General features: G+C 64.3%; 11 protein-coding genes. 7 read left to right on the top strand and 4 right to left on the bottom strand.

What is annotated here, in order from left to right:
* The 4 genes from AS156_RS26760 to AS156_RS44985 all read left to right on the top strand — a co-directional run.
* The coding region (locus tag AS156_RS26760) for an efflux RND transporter periplasmic adaptor subunit (protein WP_245313083.1) at positions 1-1,358 on the top strand (1,358 nt) is incomplete at its 5' end.
* Entirely contained in the window at positions 1,355-4,540 is a 3,186-nt protein-coding gene (locus AS156_RS26755; protein ID WP_066510785.1) for an efflux RND transporter permease subunit, read from the top strand. The genes AS156_RS26760 and AS156_RS26755, both read left to right, overlap by 4 nt.
* 138 nt (positions 4,541-4,678) lie before the next feature.
* The gene (locus AS156_RS44990) at positions 4,679-5,041 is read left to right on the top strand and encodes a c-type cytochrome (RefSeq protein ID WP_245313082.1); all 363 of its coding nucleotides are present in this window, start codon (positions 4,679-4,681) and stop codon (positions 5,039-5,041) included.
* A 63-nt stretch (positions 5,042-5,104) separates the two neighbouring features.
* On the top strand, positions 5,105-5,383 hold the full coding sequence (locus AS156_RS44985; RefSeq protein ID WP_245313081.1) for a hypothetical protein: 279 nt from the start codon (positions 5,105-5,107) through the stop codon (positions 5,381-5,383).
* Between the two features lie 249 nt (positions 5,384-5,632).
* Here the strand turns inward: AS156_RS44985 and AS156_RS26745 are convergent, their stop codons facing one another.
* Both AS156_RS26745 and AS156_RS26740 read right to left on the bottom strand, forming a co-directional pair.
* Positions 5,633-6,721: a class I SAM-dependent methyltransferase gene (locus AS156_RS26745; RefSeq protein WP_160331145.1), complete on the bottom strand. Its 1,089-nt coding sequence runs from the start codon at positions 6,719-6,721 to the stop codon at positions 5,633-5,635.
* Positions 6,722-6,831: 110 nt separating this feature from the next.
* Positions 6,832-7,713, bottom strand: a complete 882-nt coding sequence (locus AS156_RS26740) for a LysR substrate-binding domain-containing protein (protein ID WP_066510776.1) — start codon at positions 7,711-7,713, stop codon at positions 6,832-6,834.
* A gap of 176 nt (positions 7,714-7,889) precedes the next feature.
* On the opposite strand from AS156_RS26740, the gene AS156_RS26735 reads away from it, so the two are divergent.
* Both AS156_RS26735 and AS156_RS26730 read left to right on the top strand, forming a co-directional pair.
* Positions 7,890-8,351 carry a (2Fe-2S)-binding protein gene (locus tag AS156_RS26735; RefSeq protein ID WP_066510775.1) on the top strand — a complete coding sequence of 154 codons (462 nt, stop codon included), beginning with the start codon at positions 7,890-7,892 and terminating at the stop codon, positions 8,349-8,351.
* A 2-nt stretch (positions 8,352-8,353) separates the two neighbouring features.
* On the top strand, positions 8,354-10,534 hold the full coding sequence (locus tag AS156_RS26730) for a xanthine dehydrogenase family protein molybdopterin-binding subunit (protein ID WP_066510767.1): 2,181 nt from the start codon (positions 8,354-8,356) through the stop codon (positions 10,532-10,534).
* 31 nt (positions 10,535-10,565) lie between these two features.
* Here AS156_RS26730 and AS156_RS26725 read toward each other — a convergent pair whose 3' ends face one another.
* Both AS156_RS26725 and AS156_RS26720 read right to left on the bottom strand, forming a co-directional pair.
* Positions 10,566-11,945 (bottom strand): M20/M25/M40 family metallo-hydrolase, encoded by a 1,380-nt coding sequence (locus AS156_RS26725; RefSeq protein WP_066510764.1) that lies wholly within the window; start codon positions 11,943-11,945, stop codon positions 10,566-10,568.
* A 71-nt stretch (positions 11,946-12,016) separates the two neighbouring features.
* Positions 12,017-13,081 (bottom strand): citrate/2-methylcitrate synthase, encoded by a 1,065-nt coding sequence (locus AS156_RS26720; RefSeq protein ID WP_066510762.1) that lies wholly within the window; start codon positions 13,079-13,081, stop codon positions 12,017-12,019.
* Positions 13,082-13,330: 249 nt separating this feature from the next.
* Between AS156_RS26720 and AS156_RS26715 the strand changes: the two genes are divergently transcribed.
* On the top strand, positions 13,331-13,750 hold the full coding sequence (locus AS156_RS26715) for a hypothetical protein (protein WP_201456114.1): 420 nt from the start codon (positions 13,331-13,333) through the stop codon (positions 13,748-13,750).
* Positions 13,751-13,982 lie beyond the last annotated feature (232 nt).

Raw genomic sequence — 13,982 nt, 5'->3', positions numbered from 1 at the left:
CGCGACCGGCGGCCACCGCTACCGTCTCGTCAGCGCATGCCGCGGAGAGCGGTGCGCCGATCTATTACCGCGATCCCGACGGCAAGCCGTTGTACTCGCTGACGCCGAAGAAGACTTCCGACGGGCGTGACTATCGCCCGGTGCCCGCGGGGGCTGACCTCAGCTTTGACGACCCCGAGCAATCCGCCGATATGGCACCGGCGGATGCGAAGGCCGACCGTAAGATCAAATACTACCGCAACCCAATGGGCCTGCCGGACACTTCGCCGGTGCCGAAGAAGGACTCGATGGGGATGGACTACATTCCGGTCTACGAAGGCGAAGACAGCGACGATGGGTCTGTGCAGCTCTCACCGGGCAAGGTACAGCGCACCGGCGCGAAGTCTGAGCCGGTGGTGAAGCGGCCTGTCTCTTCGATCATTCGTGCTCCGGGCACCGTCCAGGAGGACGAACGGCGCGTGTCGGTCGTCGCACTGCGCTTCGAGGGATTTGTCGAAAGCGTCGCTAATGTTACGACCGGGGATCACGTGCACAAGGGGCAGGTGCTCATGAACGTGTACAGCCCGGCACTTTCCAGCGCTGCCGCCGAGTATCTTTCCGCCATCAACGCGGGCGCGACCGGAAAGGAGCTGAAGGGCGCGCGCCGGAGATTAGAGAATCTGGATACCCCGGAGCCCGCGATCAAGGAGCTGGAACGTACCCGAGATATCTCGCTATCCATTCCCTGGCTCGCGCCGCGGGACGGTGAGATCGTCGAACGGAACGCCGTCAACGGAATGCGGGCGGGCGCCGGCGACGTGCTGTTCAGGATCGCCGATCATCGCCTCGTCTGGGTGGTCATCGATGTTGCGGAACGCGATCTCAGTCAGGTCTCGGTTGGAAAGAAGGTGACGATCAGGCCGCGAGGACTGGGCGGCAGGATTTTCACCGGGATCGTGGCGCTGATCTACCCGCACCTGAACGCTCAGACCCGCACCGCGCGAATACGGGTCGAGCTTCCCAATCCGGACGAACTGCTGCGGCCGGAGATGTACGTCGACGCGGAGATCGAGTCCGGCGCGCCGGATCCGGTTCTGGCGGTCCCGGAAAGCGCCGTACTCGACGACGGTACGCGACAGGTGGTCCTAATCGACAAGGGAGACGGGCGCTTCGAGCCGCGTGAAATCAAGCTCGGCCGGCGCGGCGGAGGCTATGTCCAGATCACCGAAGGTGTCACCGAAGGCGAACGAGTCGTAACCTCGGCCAACTTCCTGATCGACGCCGAGAGCAATCTGAAGGCGGCATTGAAGGGTTTTGCCGAGGCGGGCGCTCCGAAATCGACCGAGCCGGCGGCCACAACCACCGGGGCGCGTCCATGATTGCCCGTGTCATCGCCTGGTCGGCGCGCAATCTGCTGCTGGTGCTGTTCGGCACCGGCTTTGCGGCGGCCGCCGGCCTCTATGCACTTCTCCATCTGCCGCTCGATGCGATCCCCGATCTCTCCGACGCCCAGGTAATCGTCTACACCGAATATCCCGGCCAGGCGCCGCAGGTGATCGAGGATCAGGTCACCTATCCCTTGACCACGGCGATGCTGACGGTGCCGAAGTCGAAGGTCGTGCGTGGCTTCTCGTTCTTCGGCGTCTCCTTCGTCTACGTCATCTTCGAGGATGGCACCGATATCTACTGGGCGCGCTCGCGCGTGCTCGAGTTCCTCAACAGCGCGGCGTCGCGGCTGCCCGCCGGCGTCTCGCCGACCATCGGACCGGACGCCACCGGTGTCGGCTGGGTCTACCAATACGCCGTGATGTCGAAGCAGTTGAACCTCGCCGACACCCGCACGATCCAGGACTGGAATCTGAAATTCGCGCTTGCCAAGGCCGAAGGCGTGGCCGAAGTCGCAAGCATCGGCGGCTTCGTCAAGCAGTATAACGTGATCCTCGATCCGCAGCGGATGCGCGACCGCGGCATCACCATGCAGCGGATGCGCGACGCGATCCGCGCCAGCAATGCCGATGTGGGCGGGCGCACCGTGGAGCTCTCCGAATTTGAGTACGTCATCCGCGGCAAGGGCTATTTGAAGGACATCAACGACCTCGGCAACGTTGTGCTGAAGACCGACAACGGCACGCCAGTGTTGCTGCGCGACGTCGCGCATGTCGAGCTCGGACCCGACGAGCGACGCGGCATCGCCGAGCTGAATGGTGAGGGCGAGGTGGCCGGCGGCATCGTGCTGCAGCGTTTCGGCTTGAACGCGCTGGAGGTGATCGAGAACGTCAAGAAGCGGTTCGGCGAGATCGCAACCAGCCTGCCGAAGTCGGTCGAGATCGTGCCGGTCTATGACCGTTCCAATCTGATCTATGCGGCGATCGACACGCTCCGGCACACGCTGGTTGAGGAGAGCATCGTCGTCGCGCTGGTCTGTGTCCTGTTCCTGCTGCATGTCCGCAGCGCGCTGGTCGCGATCCTGATGCTGCCGGTCGGCGTGCTGATGGCGTTCGGCGCGATGAAGCTGCTCGGGATCGGCTCCAACATCATGAGCCTCGGTGGCATCGCGATTGCGATCGGCGCCATGATCGATGCGGCGATCGTGATGATCGAGAACGCGCACAAGCACCTGGAGCGTGCCGAGCCGGGCCGCTCGCGGGTCACGATCCTGATCGAGGCGGCCAGCGAGGTCGGACCGGCGCTGTTCTTCAGCCTGCTCATCATCACCGTCTCGTTCATGCCGATCTTCACCCTGGAATCGCAGGAGGGAAGGCTGTTCTCACCGCTTGCGTTCACCAAGACGTTTGCGATGGCTGCGGCCGCGCTGTTGTCGGTGACGCTGGTACCGGCGCTGATGGTGATCTTTGTCCGCGGCAAGATCGTCCCCGAGCACAGGAACCCGATCAATCGCGTCCTGATCTGGATCTATCGCCCGGTGATCCATGGCGTGCTGCGCGCCAAGGCGCTGGTGATCCTGCTGGCGCTTGGTGCGCTCGCCGTCTCGGTCTGGCCGGCGCGGCAGCTCGGCACCGAGTTCATGCCCGACCTCAACGAGGGCACGCTGCTCTATATGCCGACGACGCTGCCGGGCATTTCGGTGACCAAGGCGTCCGAGCTGATACAGATGCAGGACCGGATCATCAAGAGCTTCCCGGAGGTTGCGTCGGTCTACGGCAAGGCCGGCCGCGCCGCGACGGCCACCGATCCCGCGCCTCCCGAGATGTTCGAGACCATCGTCAACCTCAAGCCGAAGGAGCAGTGGCGCCAAGGCGTCACCATCGACAGCCTGATCGCCGAGATGGACAAGGCGCTGCAATTCCCCGGCGTCTCGAATGCCTGGACCATGCCGATCAAGGCGCGCATCGACATGCTCTCGACCGGCATCCGGACGCCTGTCGGCGTCAAGGTCATCGGTCCCGATCTTGCAGTGATCGAACGACTGGCCCGCCAGATCGAGCAGGTGCTGAAGACCGTTCCCGGCTCCTCGTCGGCCTATGCCGAGCGCAGCCTCGGCGGCTACTATCTCGAGATCACGCCGAACCGTGAGGCGCTGGCGCGCTACGGCATCGCGGTACAAGACGTGCAGGACACGATCGCGACCGCGCTCGGCGGCCAGAGCGTGACTACGACCGTGGAGGGGCGGCAGCGCTTCACGGTCAACATGCGCTATCCGCGTGACCTGCGCGACAATCCGCAGGCGATTGCCAGCGACATCCTGGTGCCGATGCCTGCTGGCGGAGCCGTCCCGCTCGGCGAGGTCGCCGACGTCACGCCGTCACGCGGGCCGACATCGATCCGGACCGAGAACGGACAATTGGCGACCTACATCTATGTCGATATCCGCGATCGCGATCTCGGCGGCTATGTCGCGGACGCGCAGCGAGCGGTGCAGGCGAGCGTGCAGTTTCCTCCGGGGACCTACCTGGTCTGGAGCGGACAGTACGAATATCTGCAGCGTGCCATGGCACGCCTGAAGATCGTCGTGCCGGCGACGTTGCTGATCATCTTTCTGCTGCTCTATCTCAATTTCAGGTCGGTCACCGAGACCATGATCGTGATGCTGTCGCTGCCGTTCGCACTGGTCGGCGGGCTTTGGATGATGTGGTGGCTGGGGTTCAATCTCTCGGTCGCCGCTGCTGTCGGCTTCATTGCGCTCGCCGGCGTCGCTGCAGAAACCGGCGTCGTGATGCTGATCTACCTCAATCAAGCGCTCGCGGAAGTCAGGCAGCGTCGCGCCGCCGAGGGGGAGGCGTTGAACCAGACCGATCTCCGCGAGGCCATTATGGAGGGCGCGGTGGAGCGCGTCCGGCCCAAGATGATGACGGTGGTTGCCGTCATGGCTGGGCTGTTGCCGATCCTGTGGAGCACGGGCACGGGGGCCGAGATCATGCAGCGCATCGCGGTGCCGATGATCGGCGGCATGATCTCATCGACCCTGCTGACGCTGATTGTGATTCCCGCGATCTTTGGGTTGGTCAAAGGGTTCGGTTTGCCGCCTGCGGGCAAATCGCGACCGCCGGCAATGACGAAATCGATTGTCGCGAAAGTGAGAGAGCCAGAGCCAATCGGATGAGGTGATCGATAATGAACGACATGATGCCTGAAATGATGTGGGGAATGACCCTGATTGGCGTACTCGTCGTCGTTGTCCTGGTTCTGGCGGTCATGGCTTTGGTCAAATACCTTCGTTCCTGACGTCGAGGAGGCCAGAATGCATCGCTGTCGAATTGTGGTCGTCGCGACTATCGCTTTCGTGTCGCCGCTGTCGGCCCAGAGCGGCGATCCGTCACGTGGGCAACAGGATTTTCAGGCTTGCGTGCCGTGTCGTTCGCTTGAAGCCGACCGCAACATGACCGGACCGAGCCTTGCAAACTTGTGGGGGCGCAAGGCTGGAAGCCTGCCGAGTTTCGACCGTTACTCCGACGCGCTCAAAGCTTCGGGGATCATTTGGGACGACGGCTCGCTGGGCGCCTGGTTGACCGATCCGCGACGCATGGTGCCGGACAATGAGATGCCTTTCCAAGGGATCGAGGATTCACGCGTTCGCTCGGATCTGCTGGCGTTCCTCAAGTAGGCTACCAAACCGGGAGCCGCGCCGCAGCGCGCCGCCAAAAATCGCATGAAGGGAATGGGAGGTATGATAGGCGGCAATCGCGCTTCTAATCTGAAGACCCTGCAGCCAGGACAGCGCGTGACTGCTATCGCGCACTGCCGGGACACCTATCTCGTGATCACCGCCGATGGCAAGACGCGCCATTTCTGGGAACGCAATCTGCGTCTGATGACGGATTCCAGCCAAGAGGGTCCACAGGGCGGAGCGCCGGCAATTGTCCCCGCAGGAATGTTGGGCGACCGCGCGGACGTGATCTTTGCGGCTCCAGAGGAGATCAGCAGGACCATCGAAGGACGGTGCTGATCTTCGAGCCGTCGCGGTGAGCGCGGAGCACAATGTCCGGATTGAAGCAGTTCTACGTGGTTGGACTTGAAGGAGTTGCATGGCCCGATCTCGCGGTCGCCGCTGTCATGGCGGTGATATTCCCCACCTCGTCGGCGCAGATTCAGCGGCAGGCGTGGGCCGAGTATCGCGAGGCATGCCGCGAGACGCTGATTCCCGAAGGGCGGATTCGGACGCACCGCGCGCGTCCGAATTGCCGTGCCGGGACGCTCAACCCCGCCCGGATATTACGAACCCGACCTGTTGATGGCTTGGCACGAAGCCGAACGGCTCGGCCTGAATGCCGGTTTCAGCGAGCAACTCCTCAAAGGCTTTGAACTCGTGTTTACGCCAACCCGGATAGTTCCAGTACTCGTCGAACACGATGAGCGTGCCCGGTACGATCCGGTCCTTCAAATTCGCAAAGATCGTTTTTGTCGACGAATAGAGATCGCAATCCACGTGAAGCAGTGAGAGCGGCATGTGTGGCTGATCGTGAAGGAAAGCTGGCAGGGTATCGTCAAACCATCCCTTGATCAGAGTCACGTTGGGCGGAACGATCGGCAGGCGCGCCTGCGCGAAGACTCCCTTGTCAAATCCGCTCCGCCACGCCTCAGGCAGTCCCTCAAAAGAGTCGAAGCCGTAGAAATGGGTGTGCGGCGTGTTCCGGGCCATGTGGCTGATCGTGCGGCCCGACGCCACCCCGAACTCAAGGAACAGGCCGTTGGGTTGAGCGAGACCCAGTGCCTTCGACAGCAGCGACAGATCGTTGTCGAACGCGGGGCATGTCAGAAAATGCTTCTCATATTGCTCGGCGCTGTCGAGAGCGGCCTTGAAGCAAGCCATGTCCAGAATGTCGAAGCTATCCCCTCGGGGTTTGGGAAAGTTCATTCCTGCTGACGGGGGCCTCGTTGGCATCTTCGGGGCGATCGGTGCACTGATTTCAGGTGGTCGCCCGTGATGCATCAGAAAAGAGAGAGCGCCGGCGACCTGGGGGCACAGGCGATCCTGCGCCTGAATCTGTCTCAGCTTTGCGATGGCCTCGTCGCGCGGACCCGCGATGCCTTGAATGAAGGCTTCGAGGACATCGAAGATCTTGACGACCTTGGGCTGCTGAAGAGGACGCAGGGCGCCCAGGATCACAAGGAGGTCGCCGGCATTGCCTTCCTCGACGGCCATCTTGAGGAGCAGCCACAGCTCCGGATGATCGAGGCCATCCTCCATGTCCTTCACTAATCGATCGAGCGCTCTAAAGGCCTGCGTGTCCTCAAGCTTCGTCGCGCTCGCGCCTTCGTCTGATTGTCGTGCGTGTTCGGTCACGGTCCACCCCTCGCCGGTAAGCCTGCTGCGCCCAAGTATGGCTAACGAATGGTTAACATTCTCCATATCAGACCGGCCCGGCGGCGATTGAGGCCGCATTGGCCCGCCGCCTATCCGTACGTCTCCACGATGAAGTCAATCAGGGCGCGCAGCTTCGGGGTCATCTTGCGGTTCCTCGGCCAAAGTATCTGGCGGGCGCGGGCTTGCGTCCTGTAGTTCGGCAGCAAGACCTTGAGGCGGCCCGCTTCGATATCCTCGGCCAGCAACTCGTCGCGCATCAGTACGATGCCTGCGCCCGCCAGCGCCGCATAGCGGATGCCGAAGGCGTTGTTGATGGTCAGGCGACTCTCGACGTCGACATGCACTTCGCCATCCGGTCCGAGGAAGGTCCATCGCCGAGCGTCCGACCAGCCGGGATAGCGCAGGCATTCATGGCCGGCGAGCTCTATTGGATGGGCTGGCGTGCCGCGTTCCGCGAGATAACTCGGTGCGGCGCAAACCAAGCCGGTGTAGGGAGACAGCGCGCGGGACATCATCGTGGAATCGGTCAGCGTGCCGACCCGGATCGCGGCGTCGAGGCCTTCCTCGAGCAGATCGACCATCTTGTCGCTGAGGATGAGTTCGACGGAAACCTCCGGATATCTCTTCATGAAGCGGACGAGCGCCGGTGCGAGGCTGTACGATCCGAAGGCAACCGAGGTGGCGACGCGGAGCTTGCCGCGCGGCGCGCTCATGGCTTCCTCGACTAGCGCGTCGCCGGCGTCAGCCTCGTCGAGCAAATGCTTGCAGTGATCCAGATAGCTGCGGCCGAGTTCGGTCAGGCTCTGCCGCCGCGTCGATCGATTGATCAATTGCGAGCCGAGGCGGTCCTCGAGAAAGCGGATGTGCTTGCCGATCATGGTCGGCGACATCCGCAACTCCTTGGCCGCCGCCGTGAACGAGCCGAGATCCGCGACGCGGGCGAACACGGACATGCTGGTCAGTCGGTCCATGATTATAAACCAATGGTGATTTCAATGCGGAGCGACAGGCCGCTTTAAGGGGATTGGAATTGGATTTATTACCATAAGTGAGCAATTGGTGCGACTGTAACGTGCGATTGCTTTGGAATATGGCCGGTCGCGCCCGGAGGGGCGCGGTCCGTGCCGAACCAGACAGGAGTGTCACGATGCCTTTCCAACTCACCATCAATGGTGCCAGTCATTCGGTCGATGCAGACGGCGATACGCCGCTGCTATGGGTGTTGCGCGACGTGCTTGGCATGACCGGCACCAAGTTCGGCTGCGGCATGGCGCTGTGCGGCGCCTGCACGGTGCACCTGGATGACACCGCGGTCCGCTCCTGCATCACGACGATCGACAGCGTCGGCGAGTCCAAGATCACCACGATCGAGGCGGTCGGCACCACGCCGGCGGGCAAGAAGATCCAGCAGGCCTGGCTCGATCACGAAGTGCCGCAATGCGGCTATTGCCAGTCCGGGCAGATCATGTCGGCCTCCGCATTGCTCGCAAGCAAGCCGCAGCCGACCGACGCAGATATCGACGATGCGATGTCGGGCAACATCTGCCGCTGCGGCACCTACGTCCGGATCCGCGAAGCGATCAAGCAAGCCGCGCAGTCGGGAGGTTGATCATGACGCTGACCCACACCGCCTCAGAATCGACCGCTGCCGAACTGTCGCGCCGCAGCTTTCTCCGCGCCGGCGTTGCCGCGAGCGGCGGCCTGCTGCTCAGCGTGAGCCTGCCGTTCGCGACCCGCGACAGCGCGGCTGCGGCCTCGGGCAGCTTCGAGCCGAATGCATTCATCCAGATCGGCGGCGATAACCGCATCGTGCTGACGATGCCCTATGTCGAGATGGGGCAGGGCACCTACACCTCGATCCCGATGCTGATCGCCGAGGAGCTCGAGGTCGACCTGAAGCAGGTCCATCTCGAGCACGCGCCGCCGAACGACAAGCTCTACGCCAACCCGTTGCTCGGCGTGCAGGCCACCGGCAACTCCAATGCGATGCGCGGCGCGTGGCTGCCGATGCGGAAGGCCGGAGCCGCCGCGAAGACGATGCTGGTGGCCGCCGCGGCAAAACGCTGGGATGTCGATCCCGCCTCCTGCCGGGCGCAGAATGGCGAGGTGCATCACGCAGCGTCGGGACGCAGCCTCGCATACGGCGCGCTTGCCGCGGATGCCGCGCTTATCCCGGTGCCTGATAACGTGAAGCTGAAGAGCCCGGCCGATTTCAAGCTGATCGGCACGCCGGCCAAGCGGCTCGATACGCCGTCCAAGATCAACGGCACGGCAGCCTACGGGATCGATGCGCGGCCGACCGGGGTGAAGATCGCGACGCTGGCGCAGTCGCCGGTGTTCGGTGGACGGGTCAAGCGCGTCGATGATGCGGCGGCCAAGGCCGTCAACGGCGTCCGCCAGATCGTGCAGCTCGACGACGCGGTCGCGGTGGTCGCTGATCACATGGGAGCAGCCAAGAAGGGCCTCGCCGCGCTGCAGATCGAATGGGATGAAGGCCCGCACGCTAAGCTCGCAACCGCCGACATTGCGCGCGAGCTGGAGACCGCCACGACGAAGCCGGGAGCGGTGGCGCAGAATGTCGGCGATGCCGACAAGGCGATGACTAGCGCGGCGACCAAGATCGATGCGACCTATCAGTTGCCGTTCCTCGCGCACGCCACGATGGAGCCGATGAACTGCACCGTCCACGTTCGCCCCGACGGTTGCGAGATCTGGGTCGGCACGCAGGCGATCACGCGCGTCCAGGCGGCGGCCGCAAAGGCTCTCGGCATGCCGCCCGACAGGGTGGTGGTGCATAATCACCTGATCGGCGGCGGCTTTGGCCGCAGGCTCGAGGCCGACGGCGTGGTCCGCGCGGTCGAGATCGCCAGGCAGGTCGATGCACCGGTGAAGGTGATCTGGACCCGCGAGGAAGACGTCCAGCACGACATGTACCGGCCTTACTGGCTGGACCGGATCTCCGTCGGTCTCGATGCGGCCGGCAAACCGGTCGCCTGGAACAACCGCTTCGCCGGGTCGTCGGTGATCGCCCGATGGGCGCCGCCGGCGTTCCGCAATGGTCTCGACCCTGATACCACCGAGGGCGCCATCGATCTCGTCTACGACATCCCCAATTTCCACGTGGAATATGTCCGGGTCGAGCCGCCCGGCATTCCGACGGCGTTCTGGCGCAGCGTCGGGCCGTCGCACAACGTGTTCGTGACCGAGAGCGTCATCGACGAGATGGCGGCGGCCGCGAAACAGGATCCGCTCGATTATCGCCGTGCGTTGCTCGGCAAGTCGCCGCGCGCCAAGGCGGTGCTGGAGCTTGCAGCGCAAAAGGCCGGCTGGGGCGACAAGCTGCCGGAGCGACATGGCCGCGGCATATCGCTGCAATTCGTGTTCGGCAGCTATCTCGCGCAGGTCGCCGAAGTCGAGGTCGGCAAGGACGGAGCGGTGCGCGTCCGGCGCGTCGTGTGTGCGATGGATTGCGGCAGCGTGGTCAATCCCGACACCGTGCAGGCGCAGTTGCAAAGCGGCATCAACTTCGGCGTCACCGCAGCCCTCTATGGCGAGATCACGCTCAAGGACGGACGTGTCGGGCAGAGCAATTTCGACAGCTACCAGATGCTGCGCATCGACCAGGCGCCGGCGATCGAGGTCCATATCGTCAAGAGCTCCGAGCCGCCCGGCGGCATGGGCGAAACCGGGACATCGGGAAGCGTGCCTGCGATCGCGAACGCGATCTTCGCAGCGACCGGCAAGCGGCTGCGGAAAATGCCGGTCGATCCGGCATTGCTGAAGCAGGCGTGATGTCTTTGCCCGCGGGACGGCGCGACGGGGCTTAGCCGTCGCGCCGGGACTGGCCGAGCTCGTGCAACAATGCAGCTCCCGTCCGCACGCCGCTGTAGAAGCAGTCCAGTGTCATGTTCTCGTTCGGCGCGTGGTTGGCTTCGTCCGGATTGGCGTAGGGCGTGACGAAGGCAGGGATGTCCAAGAGCTTGGTGAAGACGTAGTTGGGCAAGCTACCGAAGCCGGCCGGCACCAGCAACGGCTCCTCGCCATGCGCGGCGACGAAGGCACGGCGCAGCGGCGCGGTCCAGGGCGAGGCGATCGGCGTCTTCGACGGCTGCATTCCCATGTCTTCGGCGACGAACTCGACCTCGGGCGCATGCTTCGCGACATGGGCCCGGACCTTGCGCAGGATGTCTTCGGAGTCCTGGGCTGCGACGAGACGGATGTCGCATTTCACGAAGGCTTCATTCGGCAGCACCGTCTTGTGACCGGGGCCGCCATAGCCGCCGTGAAAGCCGTTGACGGTCAGCGTCGGATGGAAGCAGAGACGGTCGTAGAAGGGACGGTCCACCGGCGCGTCGAGACGCCTCAGGGCAAGGCTCTTCTTGATCGCCTCGATATCGAGCGGCAGGCGCTCGATCGCCGCCAGTTCCTCGGGCGACGGCGGCTCGACGGCATCATGCAGCCCCTCGATGGTGATCTCGCCGGCGGCGTTCTTCATCGTGCCGAGCAGGTGGACCAGCGTCCAGATCGGGTTCGGCACGACGCCGCCGAAATTGCCGGAGTGCACGTCGCGGTTGGCATGGCGGCAGCGCAGCTCGAAGGAGACGACGCCGCGCGAGCCGAACTTGATCGTCGGCGCGCCGCTGGCATGGCGCGGGCCGTCGGCGGTGACTGCGAGATCGGCCTGCAGCAGATGCGCGTTGGCGCGCACGAAACCGGCGATATGCGGGCTGCCGATCTCCTCCTCGCCCTCCAGCAGCAGGATGACGTTGCAGGGCAGTTCGCCGTGCACCTTGAGATGGGACTCGATCGCCAGGATCTGGGCGAAGTGCTGGCCCTTGTTGTCGCCGACGCCGCGCGCATAGAGCCTGCCGTCCCGGATCGTCGGCTCGAAGGGCGGCGAGATCCATTTCTCGATCGGGTCGGCCGGCTGCACGTCGTAGTGTCCGTAGAGCAGCACGGTCGGCTTGCCCGCTGCCTTCTCCCAGCGCGCGACCACCATCGGATGCCCCTCCGTGGCGACCAGACCGGCGTCGAGGCCGATCCCGGACAGCATCTCGACCAGCAGCGAGCCGACCTCGACGATGCCTACGTTCTCGGCGCTGATGCTCGGATGCCGCAGATAGGCGATCAGGCGTTGCAGGAAGGCGTCACGGTTGGATTCGATGTGCGTGAAGACGGCAGCCAATGCGTCGGAAGAAGTCATGATGGGCACCTGTCAATGCGGTGAGCAGCCACCGGGAGACGGCGGCGCCATTGCAGTCTGAACCGAGCGCTCTAATCGCTCAACGCCGGGCCGATGTAGCGGCTGGTCGGACGCAGCATGCGGCCGGTGGCCTTTTGCTCCATGGCGTGGGCGAGCCAGCCAATCGCGCGGGTCGTGGCGAAGGTCGGGGTGAATGCGTCGCGTGGAATGCCGCAGGCCTCCAGCAGCAGCGCGGCGTAGATTTCGAGATTGGGGCGTAGCGTCTTGCCGGGCCGCTGCCGCTCAAGCGCTGCAAGCGCCTTGCGCTCGAACGCGAGGGCAAATCGCAGACGCGCATTGTCGTCGCCGAGTTGTTTCACCGCGTCGGCCAGTAACGTCGCGCGCGGATCGCCGTTCGGGAACGCGCGATTGCCAAATCCAATCAGCCGTTCGCCTGCGGCGAGTTTCCGGTCTAGCCAGGCATCGACGTCGCCACTTGCCTGCGCCTCATCGACCATCGTCAGCGCGGGGCCGGGCGCGCCGCCATGAAGAGGGCCTTCGAAGGCGCAGTAGGCAGCGAGCACCGACGCAGCGAGCGATGATCCGGTCGAGGCGACGACGCGTGCGGCAAGCGTGGAGGGGCCGAGCCCGTTTTCCGACGCCACGACGAAATAGGTGTCGAGCGCATGGACGAGATCGGGCGCGGCGGCTTTCCCGGATACCATTCGCAGAAAGTCGGCCGTCGTCGGCAGCGCCGGATCCGGCGGGGTGGGCGGCAAGCCTTGTTGGCGGCGGACGATCGCGGGCACACCGACCGCGAGCGCACCGACGATATCCGCAGGCGTGCTATCGTCAGGCAGTGCCGCAAGGCATCGGCGCGTCGCCTCGCCGGGTGTCGCGCCCGTCGCGGATGGCAGCCACGAGTCGAGACGAGCGAATGCCCGCTGCCGGCCGGCGCCGAACTCGGCGACGATGCCTTCGCGCGCGAGGCCTTCGCCGGCGAATCCTTCCCAGAGCAGCGCGACCACCCCTTCGTAACCGAGATTGCGCGCGGCCCTCTCGACCGGGACACCGCGGATCCACAGGCGTGCCGCCTGAGCGTCGGAATGGCTGAGGACCGTTTCAGCGGCGACAACCCCGTCGAGACCTGCTTTCATGAATTGCACCTCTTGAGGGGTTCTTGATCCGAACACGGACGATGACGCAAGGATTGGAACCTCGAGGCTACCTGATCCCCTTGGGCTTGTCAGATGGTCACAACGTGATCCTGTTGAAGAGAACCAGGATTGATTGATACCCCGCTGGGGTATATGACTGCGGGTGATTTGCGGTCGGCCGATTGGCTGAATCCGCAGGCAAGCGGAGATGCACGGCAGGTGTTTGTGCGACTGAGCAGGTCAAGGCGGATGCGGGCAGGGTGTTTCATCGTCCTGGCCTATCTGTTTTGCGTCCTTGCGCCGTCGGTCTCGCTAGCGCTGGGGGCGCCGTTTCCCTGCCTGACCGACGAGGTCCAGCCGGTTGCCACGGTGCACAGGCACGAGGCGTCGGTGTCGATGGTCGGGGGCAGCGACGCCGGCCACGATCATCACGGCATGCATGCGCAGCATGCGGCCGATGCTGTGACGCCGCTCGCGAACCACAGCCATCATCACGACGGCAAGAGCTCACCCGGGCCGTGCTGCGCCATGCTGTGCGTGCCGGCGATGCCGGCCGATCTGCCCTCCGTCGAGGGGCCGCGCCATCCGGTCGCGACGCGGATATCCGATGCCCATCGGAGCCTGCGCAGCGAGGCGCCGGCGCGACTCTATCGTCCCCCCATCACCTGATCCTCGTTTGAAGTCGTGGCGGCGATGCGCATTCGCGCGCGGCTGCCTGTGATTCATCTTTGAGATCAGGAACGATCCATGTTTTCGCAACTCGGAGCGAGGCGCGCAGCCGTGGCATCGGCGCGCAGCCGGCCAATCCAATTCAACTGGGTGTCGCGCTTGGCGGCTGCCATCATCACGGCCGCATCGCTGGCCGGCTGCATGTCGGACCGCGCGCCGGTCGCGGTAGCCG

This window comes from Bradyrhizobium macuxiense (assembly GCF_001542415.1).
Lineage (GTDB): Bacteria > Pseudomonadota > Alphaproteobacteria > Rhizobiales > Xanthobacteraceae > Bradyrhizobium > Bradyrhizobium macuxiense.
This window is presented reverse-complemented; position numbering and strand designations above follow the sequence as displayed.

Bases quoted from the DNA above. Each gene is read 5' to 3' on its own strand.
- AS156_RS26755 (WP_066510785.1), top strand. From the start codon at position 1,355: ATGATTGCCCGTGTCATCGCCTGGTCGGCGCGCAATCTGCTGCTGGTG.
- AS156_RS44990 (WP_245313082.1), top strand. From the start codon at position 4,679: ATGCATCGCTGTCGAATTGTGGTCGTCGCGACTATCGCTTTCGTGTCG.
- AS156_RS44985 (WP_245313081.1), top strand. From the start codon at position 5,105: ATGATAGGCGGCAATCGCGCTTCTAATCTGAAGACCCTGCAGCCAGGA.
- AS156_RS26740 (WP_066510776.1), bottom strand. From the start codon at position 7,713: ATGGACCGACTGACCAGCATGTCCGTGTTCGCCCGCGTCGCGGATCTC.
- AS156_RS26735 (WP_066510775.1), top strand. From the start codon at position 7,890: ATGCCTTTCCAACTCACCATCAATGGTGCCAGTCATTCGGTCGATGCA.
- AS156_RS26730 (WP_066510767.1), top strand. From the start codon at position 8,354: ATGACGCTGACCCACACCGCCTCAGAATCGACCGCTGCCGAACTGTCG.
- AS156_RS26725 (WP_066510764.1), bottom strand. From the start codon at position 11,945: ATGACTTCTTCCGACGCATTGGCTGCCGTCTTCACGCACATCGAATCC.
- AS156_RS26720 (WP_066510762.1), bottom strand. From the start codon at position 13,081: ATGAAAGCAGGTCTCGACGGGGTTGTCGCCGCTGAAACGGTCCTCAGC.
- AS156_RS26715 (WP_201456114.1), top strand. From the start codon at position 13,331: ATGCGGGCAGGGTGTTTCATCGTCCTGGCCTATCTGTTTTGCGTCCTT.